Source organism: Candidatus Poriferisodalis sp., assembly GCF_965208485.1.
Taxonomy (GTDB): domain Bacteria; phylum Actinomycetota; class Acidimicrobiia; order Acidimicrobiales; family Poriferisodalaceae; genus Poriferisodalis.
In genome coordinates this window covers 3,365,875-3,382,658 of record NZ_OZ242344.1, presented here as the reverse complement: position 1 = coordinate 3,382,658, position 16,784 = coordinate 3,365,875, and the positions used below count along the sequence as shown (strand labels likewise).

Below are 16,784 nucleotides of genomic sequence, written 5' to 3'. Positions count from 1 at the left end.
CAAGTCGGTGTACCTGACTGGGACCCGATTATCGAGTTGTATCGGTTCGCCTTCTGCCAACGGATTGACGATTGCACCGCGAGTGTCAACCACCGGTCTCGTCGGTGGCCGGTGAAGGGGCGGTTCCATCTCCTCTTGTGATCCGACTCAGCGCCTGCCGCTATCGAGGACATGCACTATCGGCCGTCGCTTACGCGTCGTCTGCGGCACTGGCCGGTTCAGCGGGCTCGCTCGGTGCAACGGGCGGTTGGAATGCAGACTTGGCGCGGCCGGGGTCTACCTGCCCCTTGGGCTGGTAGCCGAGATCATGCTGACGGCGCTGCTCCCTTGCGCGTCCACCGCCTTCGCCTGTGTCCTTCGTCATTGCTTTCCGCGGCCTCCGACTCGTCGCTGGGCTCTGGGATGAATTCTAGGGACTCGATCTCGTCCCATCGAAGCAGCAGGCCGCCCCCGGTCCATGCAGGCTCACCGTCTCGCAACAGCGGGGCGCCTGAGTCTTGGTCGTACTCGACAGCTTTGCTGATGTAGACGTCGACCATGGTGTCGTCGGCCGAAGCGAATGAGTCAATCTGCCCTGTTTCCTCGTACGAACCGCCCACCCAACGTCCAGAGCGCAGCCGGCATCGCACTGATCCGGCCGTGCCATGGTCGAAGAGGTGGTCCCAAGCTGTGGGCGTCCGATTGCCGCCCAGAACTTTGCGCATGCCTCGTGGGAAGGCACTGGTCATCCATCCCAGAGCCCATCCCAATCCGTAGGGCACGACCACGAATCCGAGTGGGACCGCGTAGACAAACCACGGCAGCGGCTTGCGGGCGACCAGGTCGTCCCAGTGGTCCACGGCCAGCGAGTGCCACAACCAGAAGCCAGCTCCCAGCCAGAGGCCCGAGAACAGCAGAAGCCGCAGGACCCAGTCCTTTCGGCGGCGGCTGTAGCGCACCGAGTGCCATTCGAATCCTGCGGCCGCCGAGGCACCCGGCACCAGCAGTGCAAATGCCACAGCGGCGCTCCGTGTGATCGACTCGAATTCGGGCAGCACAGTGTGACCTCCGCAGTCGTTCGGCGAATTCTGCAATGCGACGCGATGTCGTACCAGCGCATTTCGCCTCACGCTGAACAACGGCGCCTACGGCTTGGGGCGTCGTCGCTGGGACGTCGAGAGAGAATCCGCTCCGCGGCAGTCGGCCGTCACTATGTTTCACTCGACGCTTGTCAAACGGGCGGTTTGGGGCGCCGTCGGCTCGTTTGTGAGCCTGCGACCTCCGCAACCCGACTCGAACGCAGCCTGACCGTCAAGGTCGGCAGCGTCCAATGCGACGACATCGACAACGATCCGTCCGTGGACGGCAAGCAAGGCGAATTGCCGCACGGAACCGTTGAGCGCGCGGACTCTCTGCGTCAACAGTCGCGAAACGTTGCTGCGCTCGCAGCCAAGACTCCCGAACCCGGCGCGCACCATGGCGTACGCGAGTCCACACTCCGGCCCAGGTCCACTTCTGAACCCGGATGACCACGGAACCGGCGGCTTGGTCATGAAGGCCTTGGCGGTACTCGGTCACCAAGATTGCCAGAGCGGTGGCGGCTATCGCCCCATAGACGTACCACGGGCTGCTCCGGTCCTTAGCGATTGCTACGGCCAGTAAGCCTCCTGCGAGCACACTCCAGCGACTCACCGCCTGTCGCCAACCCAGAAGGCCGCCGTCCAGCGCCCGTACAACCTGAATCCTGAGCAGGTCCTTGCCCGGCGTGGAACCCGACAGCCCCAAGTGCCGCCCGAATGTCTCGTACAGCGACCAGACGGCTACCAGAACTCCGACTTCGGGCCAGCTCGGTGGAACGTGCGGACCGGGATTCTCGAACATCCCGAACGGCGAACCCGACCAATGCAAAAAGCCCCCGACGATCGCCGTCAACGCGATCACGACGCCCGTGTCTACGGCTCGTGCCAGGAGACGCTCGACGGGCGAGGCGAGCTCAACTGCGGGTTCCGTTCCGAATTGCACCGTGCCGGTCACCGGACCTGAACGTCCTGAGTGTTGTATGTCCATGATATGGAGAATGCCGCGACGTTCGGCCTCTGAATGGAGGCGCTTTCAAGAATTCATGATGTGAATTGGCATTCTGAAGATGTGTTGGGTGACACCAGAACAGCTGCGCTCGGGGTCGAACTGCAGTGCCGAGTCCGCCCATGTGGGCACAGTGGCCAAACCGCACTTGTGCAACGGCACCGCCTCTACGCCTCACGAGGTTCGCCGTTTCCGGTTGCCCGGCGACTGCGACGTAGACTTGCCCCGTACAGCTTCACACCGTCGACGTTGCGTCGGGCAATCTGGCGGAGCTTGTTGACGGCCTGCAGCGAGCCGAGACTGCGGTGACCATCGTCGAAAACGGCAAGCCGGTTGCGTTGCTGATCAGGCCGGACGACTACGACGGTCTCGTCGAGACGCTCGAGACTATGTCCGACGCCGAACTCGTGGCCGACATCGAACAGGCCCGAGCCGACTATGCCGGCTCTTCGCGTTTTAGCGTGGGGTGAGGCCGTCGAGGAGGCCCCAGTCGGGTTTGCCGGCGTAGAGCAGGACTCGGGTTCTGTGGTGGTCGAGGTTGGCGGTCCCGAACGAGACTCGTTTGATGAGCTTGGCGAGGTTGTTGGCTGCCTCGGTGGGGCCGTTGGTCACTTTGCAGAGATGCCAGTTGGCGATCTGGGTGCGCCAGGCGTTCAGGGTGCGGCCGAGCTTGTTCAGCTCCGGGCTGAACGTCTCGTCTCGCAGGTCGCGTGAGAACTCGTCGAGCGCATCGAGCGCGAGGTCGCGGTCGGGTATCTGGTAGATGCCGCGCAGGGTCTCCTTGGCGTGCCAGGCATCGCGCACCTCGCCTCGGGGGTCGCCGGCGGCGAGCAGGCCGCGAAGCTTCGCCTTGCCGCGGTCGGTGATCCGCTCGGCGGCTTTGAGCAGCAGCCGCCTCGTCCGGTAGAGCGTGTCGCCTTTGGCGCCGCGCCCGCCGGTGGTCTCGTTGTGGACTCGGCGGCACGGTGTCGCCGAACGCCTTGCGATAGGGACCCGACAGGCCCCGTGACCGCCCACCGCACCTGCCGCCGCCACAGCGACGTGCGCCCTTGGATCCATCTGGTCGCGCCCGCGGCGCTGCGGCCTGCGACTATGTCCAGCAGCACGCCGCGTCGGGTGTCGACGATGGCGGTGCCCCAGTGCTTGTGGCGGAACGGGCCGCGGCGGAACATCAAGATCTCGTCCAAGCCCAAGGCGGTCACCCCCTCGGCGCGGCCCGGATCGGCTTCGAGCAGCGCACGACCCCAGCGGTGCACTGCTGCCATGGCAGCGTGCCAGCCGCATCCCAGCTCGGCCGCGATCTCGCTGACCGCCCGCGCCTTGCCCGCCCGCCGCGTCGCCCACCGCGCCGCCCGGGAGGTCATGCGCGCCCTGGGCGGCGCGATGGCGGGGTCCTGGTCGGTGAACGTGCGCACCGCGCACGTCTCGCCGGGACAGCGCCAGCGGCGCTTTTTCCACCTCAACCGCACCGGCCGGCCGAACGCCGGCAAGTCCGCCAGCGCCACCGGACTCGACCCGTGCGCCCACACCGGCCCGCCGCAGCCCCCACAGCACGGCCGCCCCACCAACCCGACCTCGATCACCAGCGGCCCGCCGCCGCGGCCCCGCACATCGCGGACCGCGACACCGGGCCCCAGCCCGACAATCAACAGCAGCGCACGCGTAAGGCCAACAGCCACAGGGATCCTCCCGAATCGGGGCTACAAAGCACCTCCGATTCTGGGGGATCCCTCCCTACGCCACAGCGACCCTCACCGACCTACTCCACGCGCAAACGCGAAGCGCCAGTTTGAAGGAATGTGGAGCTACGAGCGCGGCGATATGGGCCATGACGCGCAGCTGTGCGGCTATCTCATCGTCGAAGAGCCGTACGTGCACATACTGGCCACAGGCTTCGGCTGGGATCCCGATATCGATCCTGGCCTCAGGAGAAATGAAGCTGACGGCAGCCTCGTCTACTACTGGGTGCTCCTGCCGCGATCGGGCACCCGATACGACCCGCGCACGCGGTCCTTGTGGGTCTGGGACGAAGGGCCGATGACCGACGGTGACCACGTCTCGGTCGGCGGGTCTCAGGAGGGAAGCACGTCGATCCCCGGCAACTTCCACCGCGACAAGTCGTGGCTTGCGACTGGAATGCGTTTAGCAGAACGCCCGTGCTGAGCCGGACTGAGAGTCCGATGATCGACGGCCAGGCCAGTGACGGTGTCGGGCGCAGACCGTGACTGGGACTGCTACAGCTTGCTCGAGACTCACCGTTGGCAGATTCAGCATCAGCACGCGAGCTGCGCCCGAGCAGTTCGGCTGAGGCCACACGGGCATCGCTTCGGCAAGGCCGCGACACCTCAGAAGTTATACTCAAATATAACTTTCGGAGGTGGGTGTGCACTCCACGACGATGCGACAGGTTGGCGGCTCGGTCATGCTGGCTGTGCCGCCCGCGCTCCTCGATGTGATCGGCGCGCAGGCCGGCTCAACCGTCGATCTCGACGTTGACGGCGGACGCCTCATCGTCGTGCCCCACCATCGCCCCAGATACACGCTCGACGAGCTGATCGCCCAGTGCGACCCAGCAGCGACCGATGACGATCGAGCATGGATTGACGGAGCGCCGGTCGGCCGCGAAGAGCTGTGACCGAGCGGGGAGAGATCTGGAGGGTCGATCTCAATCCGACGGCCGGACACCCCCAGCGCGGCACCCGACCCGTCATGGTGGTATCGCCCGCTGAGTTCAACGACCTGACCGGCGCGCCGATCGTGGTGCCGATCACCACGGGCGGGCAGTTTGCGCGCCGCCGCGGGTTCGCTGTCTCCCTCGACGACGCCGGCCTACGCACGAGCGGCGTCATGCGCTGCGATCAGCCCCGCGTGCTCGACCTCCAAGCACGCAACGGGAGATTCCTCGAGAACGCTCCCTCCGAAGTCATCGACGAGGTCGTCGCTCGTCTCGCAGCGATCATCCGCTAGCCGGCTCAGTTGCCGAGGCGGACGATGGTTGTGCCGACGGTGCGGCCTCCCAACAGATCCACGAACGCTCCGCCGACCGATTCGAGGCGTGCTCGCATGCTGCGGCAGGAATTGGAACTCTACTTCGGCAGATATTGTAAATATCAGGCGGCAATTTATGGACTATCCTCTCGGCAATCATAGGATTTCTCATGACGGAATCACCGGAACCGGAAATCGGGGCCGACGCGCGGGCGCAGGCGGACGACCACGAGGGTCTCTACCCCAGATCGGTGGAATGGCTGGTGCGAGACGAACTGCTCCCGGCTTTTCCCGCGCTCTGGGTGGTCGGGCCTCGCGGTTGCGGCAAGTCCACGTCGATGAGCCGCTTCGCCCATGCCGTCTTGGACCTCTCCGAACCGGGCACCCGCCTGGCGGCGCGGGAGGACCCCGATGGCGCGCTGTCCGACACCGGCGGCACCTTGCTCGTGGACGAATGGCAGGAGGCCCCTGAGATTCTCGGCGCGATCAAGCGGGCGGTGGATGCGGATCGCTCGTCGCGTCCGGGAAGGTTCATCGTCACCGGTTCAGTTCGGGCTGCAACCCAAGCAGCCACATGGCCGGGCACAGGACGCCTCATCCGGGTCCGGATGCATGGTCTGAGCTGGGCTGAAATGGAGCGCGTCGAGCGGTACAACCCGATCGATGCGCTGTTCAACCTCGACCAAGTGCAGTTCGCATCATCGGAATGGCGTCGCAACGACTATCTCGAAGCGATCGTGGCCGGACGCTTTCCGGTCGCGGTCGATCTGAGCGCCCCGAATCGCCACCGGTGGTTCCGCGCCTATGTCGAGCAACTCATCGACAGGGACGCGCAGCAGGTCTCCCCGCACACACCTCGCGCGGGAAAACTGCGCCCGGTGCTGGAGTCATGCGCTGCGCGAACGGGCCAACAGCTCAACAAGCAGGCCACTGCCCGTGATGCCGGTGTCGACTTCAGGACGGCCGACGCATATCTCGGCTTGCTCGAGGACCTCTGCATCATCAGCCGGCTCCCCGCCTGGCATGAGAAACGACTGCAACGGCTCACGCGATCCCCCAAGATCGTGCTGACCGATCCCGGAATGGCCGCTTACCTGCTCAACACTGACGCCGCATCGCTCGGAAGGGATCCCATGCTGATCGGGCAGATGTTCGAGACCTTCGCGGCGACCGAACTCCTCGCTCACATCGAGACAGCGGCAGAAGAAACCCGCATGTTCCATGCCCGCGATCGCGACGGCAAGGAGGTGGACCTTGTGCTTGAGAGCAGAGGCAACGTCGTCGGGGTCGAGGTCAAATCATCCAGCGTTGTCGGCCGAGATGACGCGAGGGGACTCATGTGGCTGCGCGACAGACTGGGAGATGAATTCGCCGGCGGTGTTGTGCTGAGCAGCGGTCGCATCCCATTCCAGATTGATGATCGAGTGTGGGCGCTGCCGCTCAGCTCGCTGTGGCATGCGCCCGTGTCGCCATGACCCGACTCGACGGTGTGCCGGGGCGAGCCGACGTGCAGGCTGGCCGCTCAGCAGTCGGCGAGCGCTGCGAGGGCGTCGCAGATCCTCGTTCGGTGCCATTGGACGGATCCGATGCGCTCTGTGAGGAACGACGTGCGAATCGGCTGCAAGTTGTCGAACGAGGCCGCGCACTGTGACGGCAGGCCCTCATCGGGCCCGAGCGGGATCTCGCTGGGAATCGCGCGGACCGTGCGCGTGACGGGCGCGACGACGACCCACGTCAGTACCGGCACTGCCTCGACACAGCACGGGTGGTCCTCATCGGCGGCGCCGCCGGCGCGACGACGACCCACGTCAGTACCGGCACTGCCTCGCTGCGAGTCACCACCAGCACCGGCCGCCTCTTGTCTTGCGCCTCAGCCCACCAGACTTCGCCCTGCGCAGGCGTCACCAAGGCTCCTCGGCGATCATCGCTGCTGTGGCCGCGTCTGGGAAGCCGATCTCGGTTGCGGTCTGCGGCTGGCGCCGGTAGCCCTCCACAATGGCTTCGCCGATCTGCCGCCGCCGATGCATGTCAACGAGCGCCGCGAGGCCGCTGCGAACTGCGTCGGAACGTGACTCGGCCCCGCCCGCCGCGACGAGCTCATCGACTTGAGCGGCGAGAGCGTCGTCGACGCGGGTCACAAACTGCGCTATGCATTCAGCATAGCGTTCTGCAATACACCGTTTCCAGTCGGCCGTCAGCAGAAGCCGGACAGCCGCGTCGTTCGTCGACGAGGCGCCGTGCCGGCGGAACGATGTCAGCCAACTGTCGGTCGAGGCGGTTTGGCTGATGCCCCTCCCGGTGCGTCACACCCTCCTTCTACGTTGACGGGCATGAAGACAATCACTGAGATGAAGACTGCGGCAGAGATGGCAGCAGAGATCGCACTGCCTGGCCGGTGCTCTGCCGACGGCGCTGACGTTGCCACGGTGGAGGTCGCTGACCTGAGCGTCGAAGACCTACTCGATCGCCTGAACGCCATAGAGCAGGCAGAGGCCGTCTGGTAGAGCTGCAGGCCGCTGTGTTTGATGAGATGGCTCGCCGCTGGGGCACCGGACGCGCCTTGCGCACAGTGCGGAACGGCCTGTGAAACCAGTAGCCGACGTTTTCACTGCTGCGGCGATCCGGCGGCTTGCCGGTCCGGGCCCCTACGAACGTGGCGTGGGCTATCTGAGTGACCACCGGGTTGAAGCGCCGGTGGTGCTTGACGGGCGGGCGCGGGCACTCGTGCGAGGCACCATGCCGTACGTGGTGGAGCTGTGGACTGTCGACGGCCGGCCGCGGTGGGACTGCAGCTGCCCGGCGGCCGAGGACGGCTCGTTCTGCAAGCACTGCGTGGCAGTCGCGCTGGCGCTGCGTCGCGGGATCGATGCACCCGAGTTGCCGTCCCGAGCGTCTGCAGATGCGGTGCCAGCGGCTCGGCAGCAGACCGCAGGGCGAACAACGGCAAGAAAGGGCGTGGGCGGCGGCCAGATCAAGCTGAGTGTGTGGATGCGCCGCATCGAGCGCGCCTTCGCCCCCTACGGCGATTTCGTCAGCTACTACGAGGCCGAAGGCTGGGCAGACGGCATTCACGTCATGATCGAGAACCTCGAAGGTCTCTGCGACTTGGGCCACCCTGATGCAGTTGCCGGCCTTGCCGAGCATGCCTTCGGGTGGGCAGACGAGTCGATCAACTACGTGGACGATTCCGACGGCCATCTCGGCGGCGTGATCGAACGGCTCTCCGAACTCCATCTGCGCGCGTGCCGTGAGGGAACCGTCGATCCGGCCGAGCTGGCAGGCCAGCTGGTGAAGCTGGAGCTGAAGTCTGAACTCGACGGATTCCATCGAGCCGCCGCGCACTACGCGGATGTGCTCGGCGAAGCCGGGCTCGCCGAATACCGTCGCCTGCTCGAACCTCGATGGCAGCAGGTACAACCAACCACCGAATGGGATGGCGAGAACTTCGCCGTGCGCCAAGCAATGATCGGCTGGGCGCTCGCCACGGGTGATCCCGACGCGCTCATCGAGGTGCATAGCCGCGGAGCGCTGATGCCCAGCGACATCCTCGAAATCGTCACCCCGTTGCACACCGCTGGCCGGATCGGCGAGGCGTTCTCGTGGTCGCAGCGAGGCATCGACGACAGCCGAAGCCGCCCGAGGGCGGCCGACGATCTGCGCGAGTTCCTCGCGCGCTTGTTGGCCGAACGTGGCCATGCGAAGAGCGCAACCAAGCTCTTTTGGGAGGCGTTCATTGCGGACCCGACGCTTGTCCGGTTCCGGCGGTTGCAAGAGAACGATCCGAGCCAAGACTGGCTCGCGCGGTGCAGGGGTGAATTGCGCGACATCCTCGAGCGGTCGCATGGTTCCGGTCCAAGAATCCCGCATGTCGAGCGGTCCGAGTCATCGATGCCGGCGCCGCACGCGGTACCGCAAGCCGCGACAGCACTCGTGGAGATTCTGCTGTACGAAGGGCTGATCGACGAGGCGTGGGACGCCGCCGCCGAATTCGGATGCACAACGCCGATGAAGCTCACGCTCGCACGTTTCCGCGAGCAGACCCACCCGCTCGACGCGATCTCCGTCTACGAGCCGCAAGCGCTGACGATCATCGGACTCAAACGACCGGACCGCTACCGGAGCGCGGTTGACCTCATGGAACGCATCCGCCGCCTCGCCGACAGCGCAGGCGAGCCGGAACGCTTCACATCGCTGCTGCAGCTCGTGCGCACCAAACACAAGCCCAAACGGCGGCTCATGGCCGAACTGGACGAACGCGATTGGCCCTGACCGATCCGAGCAGCGTCAGCCATCCCAACTCCGCGGGCGCTCAATCCGTCTGCTGGGGACGGCTTCGCTAGTAGGCGGTGAACACCATCACCTCGAGCGCCAACACCAGGTGGAACGACGTCGGCAAGTAGGCCGTGAACCACTTCCCGGCCGCGAAGCTGTCGCCGCCGAATGCCCCGGCATCGCCGAGGATCCCGATGACCAGCCGAGCCGCCATCGCGGCGAAGTACAGAGCCCCGAACCAGGCGATCGGCCTCGCCCAGCGCCCTCCGAAGAGGCTCCGGCCCGCGCGCATCCGCAGCGTCGCGGCCGAGATGATCACCAGAATCACCACTTGGACCCCCAACAGGGCCGGAAAGGGCAGGCTGCTGCCCTGCCAGGCGTCCTGGGAGGGCAGAAAGCCGAAGGCCCACCAGCGCTGCGCTGCCTGACCTGCGACGCGGAGCAGAAATGCGAGGCCCAGCACCACGCTCGCTGCCACAAAGCGGGTGTCGCTCATGTGCCCTCCAACGGCACCAGGACGGCTGCGGGATCGAGCTGCAGACCCAGTCCACCGCCGCGATCAGGCACGTCCTCGCCGCGCAGCAGCCCCCCGTGACCCCACATGATTGTTCGATCGGTGAGATCGCTGGACAGAAGGTGGGTGCCAAAGGCCCCCTCAGCTCCGATGACGGCGCCCTGAACGCTCGCCATCACGGCGAGCGCCGCCCGGGTGAGCACGCTCGTCTCCCCCACCTGGCACCCGACGATGACATCGATGCCCAGCTTCGTGGCCTCTGCCACAACCTCCATCGCCCTCAGCACTCCGCCCGTCTTCGACACCCGAACATTGACGATCCAGCGAGATGGCTCCGGCAATGCGGTGAGCTGTTCGATGAGCCGAATGCTCTCGTCGCCGATGACTCTGAGCCTGCTGTCGCGAGCGACCTGGGCGCAGCCATCAACATCGCCTGCAGACAGCGGTTCTTCGATGGCGAACGCCACGGCAGGCAGCGCGGCGAGATGGGTCTCGCACTGCTGCGGCGACGCCCAGAGATTGTTGAGCCTTCTCGTTTTTGTGGGATTTGGGCTGCTGGGCTCGGTTTGGGCAGGTTAGGTGACGAGGATGCCGCGGGCTTCGAAGTTCGTGTAGCTGGTGAGGCCGTGGACTCGGCGTCGCAGGACCTGCAGCAGGTTGTTGGTGCCTTCGATGCGGCCGTTGCTGGGCCGCCCGGCTTGGTGCCAGCCGAGGATCTGGTCATGCCAGGCGAGGAAGGTGTCAACGACGCTGCTGAACTCGGGTATCTGGCCAGCGCCGTAGATGTCGGCAAACCGGTCGAGGGCTTCGAGGGCGCGTTTGCGGTCCTCCCGCATCTGTGGGAGGACAGTCAGGGCTTCGGTGAACCGCCCTACTTCTCGACGTCCGCGAGCGACTTCTTCCTTCTTGAGGTGTACCGCGGTTCGGAGCCGCCTCCCACGCCGGACCCCAAGCGGGTGAGGGCCGCGGCCATGGCGATCGCGGCAGCCCGCCACCCGATGATCGTGGTCGGTGCCGGAGCCTACGAAGCCTCCGCCGAGGTGCGTGAGTTGGCCGAGCTGCTCGCGGCGCCCGTCACCGCGCACCGGTCGGGCAAGGGCGTCGTCGCCGCCGACCATCCGCTCGCGCTCCACGCACCCGAAGCGCACGAGTGGTTCGGCCGCTGCGATTGCCTGATCGGCATCGGGTCTCGGCTCGAGCTCACCCACATGCGGTGGCAGTGGCAGCCGACCGGGATGAAGACGATGCGGATCGACATCGACCCGACCGAGTTCGTGCGGCTCCCAGCTGACCACGGCCTCGTCGCTGACGCGGCAGAGGGCACACGCGCCCTGATCACCGAACTCGAGGCGCGGATGGCGCCCCGGCCGCCGCGCGCACCGGAACTCGATGAGTACCGAGCGCTCGCGGCAGAGAAGATGCAGCGCATCCAGCCGCAGGAGCGCTATCTGGCAGCGATTCGCGAGGCGTTGCCTCGGGACGGCTTCTTCGTGGAAGAGATCAGCCAGATGGGCTTCAGCGCCCGCATGATGTTCCCGGTCTACGAGCCGCGCCAGTACGTCACCTGCGGCTGCCAGGACAACCTCGGCTTCGGCTTCCACACCGCACTCGGCGTGAAGGTCGCCAACCCCGACAAGGCGGTCGTGAGCGTCTGTGGCGACGGTGGCTTCATGTTCGGCGTGCAGGAACTCGCCACGGCGGTCCAACACAGCATCAACACCGTCACCGTCATCTTCAACAACAACGCGTACGGCAACGTCCGTCGAGACCAGCAGCGGAACTACGACACACCCGGCGATCAAGGCAATCGCCTTTGTCGGTGAGTCGTCGACCGGCTCGATGATCCAGGCGCAAGGCGCACCGACGCTCAAGCGGGTGCACTTCGAGCTCGGCGGCAAGAACCCGGTGATCGTCTTCGACGACGCCGATCTCGAGCGCGCCGTGGACGCCGTCGTGTTCAGGATCTACAGCCTCAACGGCGAGCGCTGCACCAGCTCGTCGCGCGTCCTGATCCAGGACTCCGTCTACGACGAGGTCGTCGAGCAGGTCGCAGAGAAGATGCGCAACGTGACGGTGGGGCATCCACTGGACCCGGCGGCGGTCATCGGGCCGCTCATTAAGCTCGGCGGTTGACATGCGCGACAAGATGTTGATCAGCGGCTCTTAGCCCAGATCCACCGGTGGGGTGTGCGGTGTCGGGTTGGGCGGGATGTCGGTGGCGCGGTTTGTCGTGGGGGCGGGGTGAGGGCTGGGCGGACGCGTGGTTGGTCGGCGTCGGCTCGGGGGTTGGTTTGTGTGCTGCGCCTGGGGTGTGCTGCGCGGCGCTGCGTGGCGCTGGGGTTTGCTCAGCAGCGCTGGGGCAGGTTGCGGATGTGTCGCAGCGCGGCGGTGAACTGGGCTGCCCAGGGCCATTTGGCGGGCAGCCGCAGGGTGGGTCGGCCGCTGCGGTTGACGAGCCGGGCGGGGATGTTGAGCAGGCGTCGGGCGATGGTGGCCCCAACGGTGAGCTTGCGGGGTTCGTGGACCCGGCCGATGCGCGCGGTCCAGCGTGCGATGTTGTGGGCGAGGACGGCGAAGGCGAGCCAGGCGGCGTTGGCCGCGAACCGTCCTGAGGGGCTGTGGGCGAGGCCGCCGGCTTTGAGGTCCTTGATTGCTTGTTCGACGCGGGCGTGGGCGCGGTAGGCGGTGTCGGCTGCTTTGGTGTCGAGCTCGTCGTCGTCGATGTCGGTGACGAACGCGTGGTGGCGCCAGTTCGGCCACAGCTCGGCTTGGTCGCCGACGAGGCGGGTGCGGCGCACCACGAGGCGGACCGTGCGCTTGGGCTTGCCCGCAGCGCGTCGGCCGCTGGTCAGCGTGGCCTGGGCGACCTGGGCTTCGCCGTCGTCGGTGTAGCCGATCGGTGTCCAGTCGTCGTCGCCGATGGCGGCGATCGCCTTGTCGACAGCAGGGTTGCGGGCGATCGCGATCAGGAACCTCGTGCCGTGCGCGTCGAGCTTGTCGATCAGGTCCCACGAGAAGAACCCCGCGTCAGCTCGAAGCGTGAGCGCCGCGCCCGGCGCCAGGCGGCGCACCCGCGCCAAGGTCTCCGCGGCGAAATCGACGTGTCCCCGCTGCGAGGAGCCCTTGCGCATCCGGGAGTGCACGATCTCACCGGTGTCGTCGCGGGCCGCCACCAGCGGGTGATAGCCGAGCCGCCCGCCGTGGCCGTACGCGGCGCCGTGCTTCGCGTCGCTGTGCACCCCCCACAGCGTGGAGTCGATGTCGACCGTGATCGCTTCCGCGGCCGGGGCGGCCCCAGCAGCCCACGCACGGCCCAACGCGAGCTCCTGGGCGCGGTCGAGCTGGCGCACATGACCCCACGAGAACGACCTCGCGAACGTCCCCAGCGTGGACGGCGCCACCGGCGCGAACCCCAGCACCGACCCAGCCGAGCCGGCCCGCAGCCGATCCGCGTCAGAGAAGAACGACCCGCCCACCAGCATCGAGCACACCGCCGTGAGCACCTTCGCTCCCGACCCGCGGCCCGCCGCCGGCGGACGCACAGTCTCGTCGATCAAGCCCTCCAAGCCCAGCCGGCCCGCCAGCGTGCCCACCGCCAGCAGACCCGCGTCCCCCACCAAAGAGCCCTCGTCGAACACTGCCTCGACCCGGTCCAACAACCGCGTATCATCGCTCACAGAAAGTGCCTCCCGTCATGGCATCACGCCGCGTTCTCACAACCGGCAAAATGCCACCTCAGGAGGCCTTTCTGGTGGACGCAAACCCCCACCAGCCCAACCGAACCGGTGGATCGGGGCTTAGTACGCGGTACATCGCCGCGAGTTGGTGAGAGGCTGAAGCGTGTCCCTTTACTACGTGCAGAAGTTCCTGTATGAGCTGAACCGAGCGCCGGCGCTGCAGGATCGGTACCGGACTGATCCGCAGTCGGCTCTCGAGTCGTATGACCTGACCGACGAAGAGCTGGCGGCGCTTGCCGAGCCCGACATCGGGTTGCTGTTCCATCTCGGGGTGAACGGCCAGATCCTGATGCATTTCGCTGCGTTCCATCAGATCGAGTGGGCCGATTATCTCCAGCGGATGCGTGAGGGAATCGAGACGCACGGAGCGGTGCGCGAGGGTGTGTATGCCATGTCGGGCTACGAAGGCGTGGATGCCCACGCCGAGCGCCTGGGCCAGACCTCACACGCGACCGACGGCAGCGGGAACGAGGGAGAGAGCTGATGCCACTTGTCTACGCCGGGGTCTGCAGCCACGCGCCCGGCATCACCGGTCGCGCGGATCAGGCCGACCCGCAGGTCCGGGACGCCTTCTACGATGCGTTCGACCAGATGCGACTCGACATCGCCGCCTCAGGTGCCGAGGCGATCGTCGTGATCGCAGCCGAGCACTTCGCCAACTTCTTCATGAACAACATGCCGAGCTTCGCCATCGGCATGGCCGATTCCTACGAGGGCCCGATCGAGGACCCGGGCTGGCTGGGGATCAGCAAGTTCCGAGCCCCGGGCGACCGCGACCTGTCACAGCGATTGATCGCTGAGGTGATGCAGACCGTCGACGTGGCGTACGCCGAGGAGTGGATGTTCGACCATGGCATCGCTGTGCCGCTCCACTTCCTCACGCCAGACTTCGATCTGCCAGTCATCCCCGTCAACGTGAACTGCCAGGGCCCCCCGCTGACGCCGTTGCATCGGGCGTGGGCGCTGGGTGAGGCGTTGCGGCGGGCGGCGGACTCGGTTCCGGAGAAGATCGCGCTGGTCGGTACCGGGGGCATCTCGCACTGGCCAGCGACCCCGGACTCCGGGAAGATCAACGAGGCATGGGATCGCGACTTCATGGAACGGTGGTGCCGCAATGACCGCAAGGCGCTCCTCGACTACGACGACCTTGGGGTGTACGCCGATGCCGGCCAGGGCGGCTTCGAGATTCGCACGTTCATCGCCGTGAGCGCCGCAGCCGATGGGGCAGCGGGCACCGTGCACTTCTGCGAGCCGATCCCGATCTTCGCCGTCAGCTGCACCATCGCGAGTTACCAGCTGAGCTAGCCGTCAGCGTGCAGCTACAGCGTCGGGGCTCGTTCTGCCGGGCGCTGGGCGCCCTGGTAGAGGAGTTCGCGCAGCGCCACGCCGGCTCGCTGGTGGAACTCGACGGCGACAGGATCGAAGTCTCTTTGCGGTCGCGGGGTCAGCTCGAAGTGACCGTATTTGTCGGTCCCGCGGACGAGGGTGGCGAAATCCCAGTCGACGAGGAGCTGCCTGGTGCGGGTCGGCATGTACTGCAGCGATATGCCGATGCGACGGTCGTCGGTGGTGTTCGGCCCCGATCCGTGTGCGAGCCGCACGTTGTGCATGGACATCTGGCCCGGTTCGAGTGCCATCGACGCGACCTCTCGCTGGGAGACGTCGATCTTGAGCTCCTGGCCCCGAGTGAGCATGTTGTCTGCGTGGTAGGTCTCGTCGTGGGCGAGGAGTTCTCGGTGGCTTCCGGGGAGCACCGACATTGCGCCGGCGGCCTCGGACGCGGGCGAGAGTGCGATCCACGCGCTGACGAGCTCGCCGTTGTCGAGTCCCCAGTACTCGAGGTCCTGGTGCCAGCCGACGTAGCTGGGCGAATCTGCCTCCTTGATCCAGAAGATCGAGTTCCAGCACAAGATGTCGGGGCCGATCAGATCCTCGACCGCGTCGAGCAGGGTTTCGTGGCGCATGAGCTCGTCGATCCACGGCCACAGCAGATGACCGCCGGCACGCTGAGCGCCGCCGAGCGGGCCACCGCTACGAGCCTCGTAGGCCTCGAGCTTCGCCCGCGCCTCGGCCGCCTCGCTCGCCGTCAGAAGATCGACCGGCGAGACATAGCCCCGGTCGCGGTAGTGGTCGACCTGGGCGTCGGTCAGGTGCTTTGGCATCGCGTCCCCTCTTCGCCTGCCGTGGCCAGTCGGTCCGGTTCGTTGCTGAAACTACCAATCGTCCGGACGCGCACGAGGGCCGTCGTCGGTTGGTCTGGACACTTGCCGCGGTTAGTCTCGGAATGAGAATGATTCTCGCCTCGTCGGGCATGAGGTTCACCGATGGGGTCACGGTCCCGGAGACCGGGTGCCAACTGCCAGTGAGAAGTCTGTTGCATGCGTGAGCGGTTGCCGGTGACGGTGTTGTCGGGGTTTCTCGGGGCCGGGAAGACCACATTGTTGAACCACGTGCTGGCGAACCGCGAGGGCCGGCGGGTTGCGGTAATCGTCAACGACATGAGCGAGGTCAACATCGACGCAGCGCTCGTGGCGGACGGCGCAGCGCTGGACAGGACCGAGGAGCGGCTGGTCGAGATGTCGAACGGCTGCATCTGCTGCACCCTGCGAGAGGACCTCCTGGTCGAAGTAGCACGGCTTGCTTCGGAAGGGCGATTCGACTATCTCCTGATCGAGTCAACGGGCATCAGCGAACCGATGCCAGTGGCTGCCACGTTTCTCTTCGAGGACATCGACGGCCAAAGCCTGTCGTCCATGGCCCGGCTCGACACCATGGTCAGCGTCGTCGACGCATCCACGTTCCTCGACCGCTTCGAGGTGCTCGAAGAACTCGTCGATCTCGGCGTGGGCCGAGACGAAGAGGACGAGCGCTCGGTCACCGACCTGCTGGTCGACGCTATCTGTCGCGCTTGAGCCGCTTTCGTTGTGGTACGCCGCAACTCCAGAAGACGAGTGGGATCTGGAATCCGACGAGGAACGAGCAGAGCTCGAGTCGCGTTGGGATCCGATGTTCGGTGACCGCCAGACCGAGATCGTGTTCATCGGCATCGACATGGGCGAAGCCGACATTCGCCGACGTCTTGACGCCTGCGTCCTCACTAGCCCTGATTGTTCACGAGAGTTCTGTTGAGCTTCTTTTGGGCGTGTTCTTTGCTCTGTTTTTGCGGTCTGGGCGTTTTGGGGTGCTGGTGGGTGCGTCGTGGGTGCGTT

18 protein-coding genes and 4 pseudogenes are annotated in these 16,784 nt (G+C 66.1%); 11 read left to right on the top strand and 11 right to left on the bottom strand.

The window, feature by feature from the left end; translation table 11 throughout:
* Positions 1–305: 305 nt before the first annotated feature.
* The gene (locus tag ACOGXQ_RS15775) at positions 306–1,037 is read right to left on the bottom strand and encodes a DUF6338 family protein (protein WP_419944569.1); all 732 of its coding nucleotides are present in this window, start codon (positions 1,035–1,037) and stop codon (positions 306–308) included.
* Between the two features lie 253 nt (positions 1,038–1,290).
* Positions 1,291–2,046 (bottom strand): RDD family protein, encoded by a 756-nt coding sequence (locus ACOGXQ_RS15770; protein ID WP_419944568.1) that lies wholly within the window; start codon positions 2,044–2,046, stop codon positions 1,291–1,293.
* Positions 2,047–2,369: 323 nt separating this feature from the next.
* Between ACOGXQ_RS15770 and ACOGXQ_RS15765 the strand changes: the two genes are divergently transcribed.
* A complete protein-coding gene (locus ACOGXQ_RS15765; RefSeq protein ID WP_419944567.1) occupies positions 2,370–2,534 on the top strand; it encodes a hypothetical protein in 165 nt (54 codons plus the stop codon).
* Here the strand turns inward: ACOGXQ_RS15765 and ACOGXQ_RS15760 are convergent.
* Both ACOGXQ_RS15760 and ACOGXQ_RS15755 read right to left on the bottom strand, forming a co-directional pair.
* The gene (locus ACOGXQ_RS15760) at positions 2,521–3,123 is read right to left on the bottom strand and encodes an ISL3 family transposase (protein WP_419944566.1); all 603 of its coding nucleotides are present in this window, start codon (positions 3,121–3,123) and stop codon (positions 2,521–2,523) included. The genes ACOGXQ_RS15765 and ACOGXQ_RS15760 overlap by 14 nt on opposite strands.
* A gap of 245 nt (positions 3,124–3,368) precedes the next feature.
* Positions 3,369–3,569: pseudogene (locus tag ACOGXQ_RS15755) on the bottom strand (transposase family protein); the annotation flags it as partial.
* An 878-nt stretch (positions 3,570–4,447) separates the two neighbouring features.
* Here ACOGXQ_RS15755 and ACOGXQ_RS15750 point away from each other — a divergent pair.
* The 3 genes from ACOGXQ_RS15750 (at position 4,448) to ACOGXQ_RS15740 (ending at position 6,527) form a co-directional block, all read left to right on the top strand.
* Complete coding sequence (locus tag ACOGXQ_RS15750) at positions 4,448–4,699, top strand: antitoxin (RefSeq protein ID WP_419944565.1); 252 nt, start codon at positions 4,448–4,450, stop codon at positions 4,697–4,699.
* Positions 4,696–5,031 carry a type II toxin-antitoxin system PemK/MazF family toxin gene (locus tag ACOGXQ_RS15745; RefSeq protein WP_419944564.1) on the top strand — a complete coding sequence of 112 codons (336 nt, stop codon included), beginning with the start codon at positions 4,696–4,698 and terminating at the stop codon, positions 5,029–5,031. The genes ACOGXQ_RS15750 and ACOGXQ_RS15745 overlap by 4 nt, the downstream gene beginning before the upstream one ends.
* A gap of 191 nt (positions 5,032–5,222) precedes the next feature.
* Complete coding sequence (locus tag ACOGXQ_RS15740; RefSeq protein ID WP_419944563.1) at positions 5,223–6,527, top strand: ATP-binding protein; 1,305 nt, start codon at positions 5,223–5,225, stop codon at positions 6,525–6,527.
* 47 nt (positions 6,528–6,574) lie between these two features.
* On the opposite strand, the gene ACOGXQ_RS15735 is transcribed toward ACOGXQ_RS15740, so the two are convergent.
* The gene (locus ACOGXQ_RS15735) at positions 6,575–6,859 is read right to left on the bottom strand and encodes a hypothetical protein (protein ID WP_419944562.1); all 285 of its coding nucleotides are present in this window, start codon (positions 6,857–6,859) and stop codon (positions 6,575–6,577) included.
* A gap of 94 nt (positions 6,860–6,953) precedes the next feature.
* Positions 6,954–7,190: a ribbon-helix-helix domain-containing protein gene (locus tag ACOGXQ_RS15730; RefSeq protein ID WP_419944561.1), complete on the bottom strand. Its 237-nt coding sequence runs from the start codon at positions 7,188–7,190 to the stop codon at positions 6,954–6,956.
* Between the two features lie 192 nt (positions 7,191–7,382).
* On the opposite strand from ACOGXQ_RS15730, the gene ACOGXQ_RS15725 reads away from it, so the two are divergent.
* On the top strand, positions 7,383–7,556 hold the full coding sequence (locus ACOGXQ_RS15725) for a hypothetical protein (protein WP_419944560.1): 174 nt from the start codon (positions 7,383–7,385) through the stop codon (positions 7,554–7,556).
* Between the two features lie 79 nt (positions 7,557–7,635).
* The gene (locus tag ACOGXQ_RS15720) at positions 7,636–9,321 is read left to right on the top strand and encodes an SWIM zinc finger family protein (protein ID WP_419944559.1); all 1,686 of its coding nucleotides are present in this window, start codon (positions 7,636–7,638) and stop codon (positions 9,319–9,321) included.
* Positions 9,322–9,388: 67 nt separating this feature from the next.
* Here the strand turns inward: ACOGXQ_RS15720 and ACOGXQ_RS15715 are convergent, their stop codons facing one another.
* The 3 genes from ACOGXQ_RS15715 to ACOGXQ_RS15705 all read right to left on the bottom strand — a co-directional run bounded on the left by ACOGXQ_RS15715 (position 9,389) and on the right by ACOGXQ_RS15705 (position 10,674).
* Positions 9,389–9,820 (bottom strand): hypothetical protein, encoded by a 432-nt coding sequence (locus ACOGXQ_RS15715; protein ID WP_419944558.1) that lies wholly within the window; start codon positions 9,818–9,820, stop codon positions 9,389–9,391.
* Entirely contained in the window at positions 9,817–10,305 is a 489-nt protein-coding gene (locus ACOGXQ_RS15710) for an enolase C-terminal domain-like protein (RefSeq protein WP_419944557.1), read from the bottom strand. Before ACOGXQ_RS15710 ends, ACOGXQ_RS15715 begins: the two co-directional genes overlap by 4 nt.
* A gap of 108 nt (positions 10,306–10,413) precedes the next feature.
* Positions 10,414–10,674 (bottom strand): transposase, encoded by a 261-nt coding sequence (locus tag ACOGXQ_RS15705; protein WP_419944556.1) that lies wholly within the window; start codon positions 10,672–10,674, stop codon positions 10,414–10,416.
* Positions 10,675–10,815: 141 nt separating this feature from the next.
* On the opposite strand from ACOGXQ_RS15705, the pseudogene ACOGXQ_RS15700 reads away from it, so the two are divergent.
* Both ACOGXQ_RS15700 and ACOGXQ_RS15695 read left to right on the top strand, forming a co-directional pair.
* Positions 10,816–11,625 (top strand): annotated as a pseudogene (locus ACOGXQ_RS15700) (thiamine pyrophosphate-dependent enzyme); the annotation flags it as partial.
* Positions 11,621–11,956, top strand: a pseudogene (locus tag ACOGXQ_RS15695) (aldehyde dehydrogenase family protein); the annotation flags it as partial. The pseudogenes ACOGXQ_RS15700 and ACOGXQ_RS15695, both read left to right, overlap by 5 nt.
* A gap of 227 nt (positions 11,957–12,183) precedes the next feature.
* On the opposite strand, the gene ACOGXQ_RS15690 reads toward ACOGXQ_RS15695, so the two are convergent.
* On the bottom strand, positions 12,184–13,515 hold the full coding sequence (locus tag ACOGXQ_RS15690; RefSeq protein WP_419944555.1) for an IS1380 family transposase: 1,332 nt from the start codon (positions 13,513–13,515) through the stop codon (positions 12,184–12,186).
* A gap of 163 nt (positions 13,516–13,678) precedes the next feature.
* Between ACOGXQ_RS15690 and ACOGXQ_RS15685 the strand changes: the two genes are divergently transcribed.
* A complete protein-coding gene (locus tag ACOGXQ_RS15685; protein ID WP_419944554.1) occupies positions 13,679–14,059 on the top strand; it encodes an aromatic ring-opening dioxygenase subunit LigA in 381 nt (126 codons plus the stop codon).
* A complete protein-coding gene (locus ACOGXQ_RS15680) occupies positions 14,059–14,880 on the top strand; it encodes an extradiol ring-cleavage dioxygenase (protein WP_419944553.1) in 822 nt (273 codons plus the stop codon). Before ACOGXQ_RS15685 ends, ACOGXQ_RS15680 begins: the two co-directional genes overlap by 1 nt.
* A gap of 14 nt (positions 14,881–14,894) precedes the next feature.
* Here ACOGXQ_RS15680 and ACOGXQ_RS15675 read toward each other — a convergent pair whose 3' ends face one another.
* Positions 14,895–15,737, bottom strand: coding sequence for a phytanoyl-CoA dioxygenase family protein (locus ACOGXQ_RS15675; protein WP_419944552.1), 843 nt, complete (start codon positions 15,735–15,737; stop codon positions 14,895–14,897).
* A gap of 216 nt (positions 15,738–15,953) precedes the next feature.
* Between ACOGXQ_RS15675 and ACOGXQ_RS15670 the strand changes: the two are divergent.
* Positions 15,954–16,704: pseudogene (locus ACOGXQ_RS15670) on the top strand (GTP-binding protein).
* Positions 16,705–16,784: the final 80 nt, after the last annotated feature.

Bases quoted from the DNA above. Each gene is read 5' to 3' on its own strand.
- ACOGXQ_RS15770 (WP_419944568.1), bottom strand. From the start codon at position 2,046: ATGGACATACAACACTCAGGACGTTCAGGTCCGGTGACCGGCACGGTG.
- ACOGXQ_RS15705 (WP_419944556.1), bottom strand. From the start codon at position 10,674: ATGCGGGAGGACCGCAAACGCGCCCTCGAAGCCCTCGACCGGTTTGCC.
- ACOGXQ_RS15715 (WP_419944558.1), bottom strand. From the start codon at position 9,820: ATGAGCGACACCCGCTTTGTGGCAGCGAGCGTGGTGCTGGGCCTCGCA.
- ACOGXQ_RS15675 (WP_419944552.1), bottom strand. From the start codon at position 15,737: ATGCCAAAGCACCTGACCGACGCCCAGGTCGACCACTACCGCGACCGG.
- ACOGXQ_RS15725 (WP_419944560.1), top strand. From the start codon at position 7,383: ATGAAGACAATCACTGAGATGAAGACTGCGGCAGAGATGGCAGCAGAG.
- ACOGXQ_RS15760 (WP_419944566.1), bottom strand. From the start codon at position 3,123: ATGGATCCAAGGGCGCACGTCGCTGTGGCGGCGGCAGGTGCGGTGGGC.
- ACOGXQ_RS15740 (WP_419944563.1), top strand. From the start codon at position 5,223: ATGACGGAATCACCGGAACCGGAAATCGGGGCCGACGCGCGGGCGCAG.
- ACOGXQ_RS15680 (WP_419944553.1), top strand. From the start codon at position 14,059: ATGCCACTTGTCTACGCCGGGGTCTGCAGCCACGCGCCCGGCATCACC.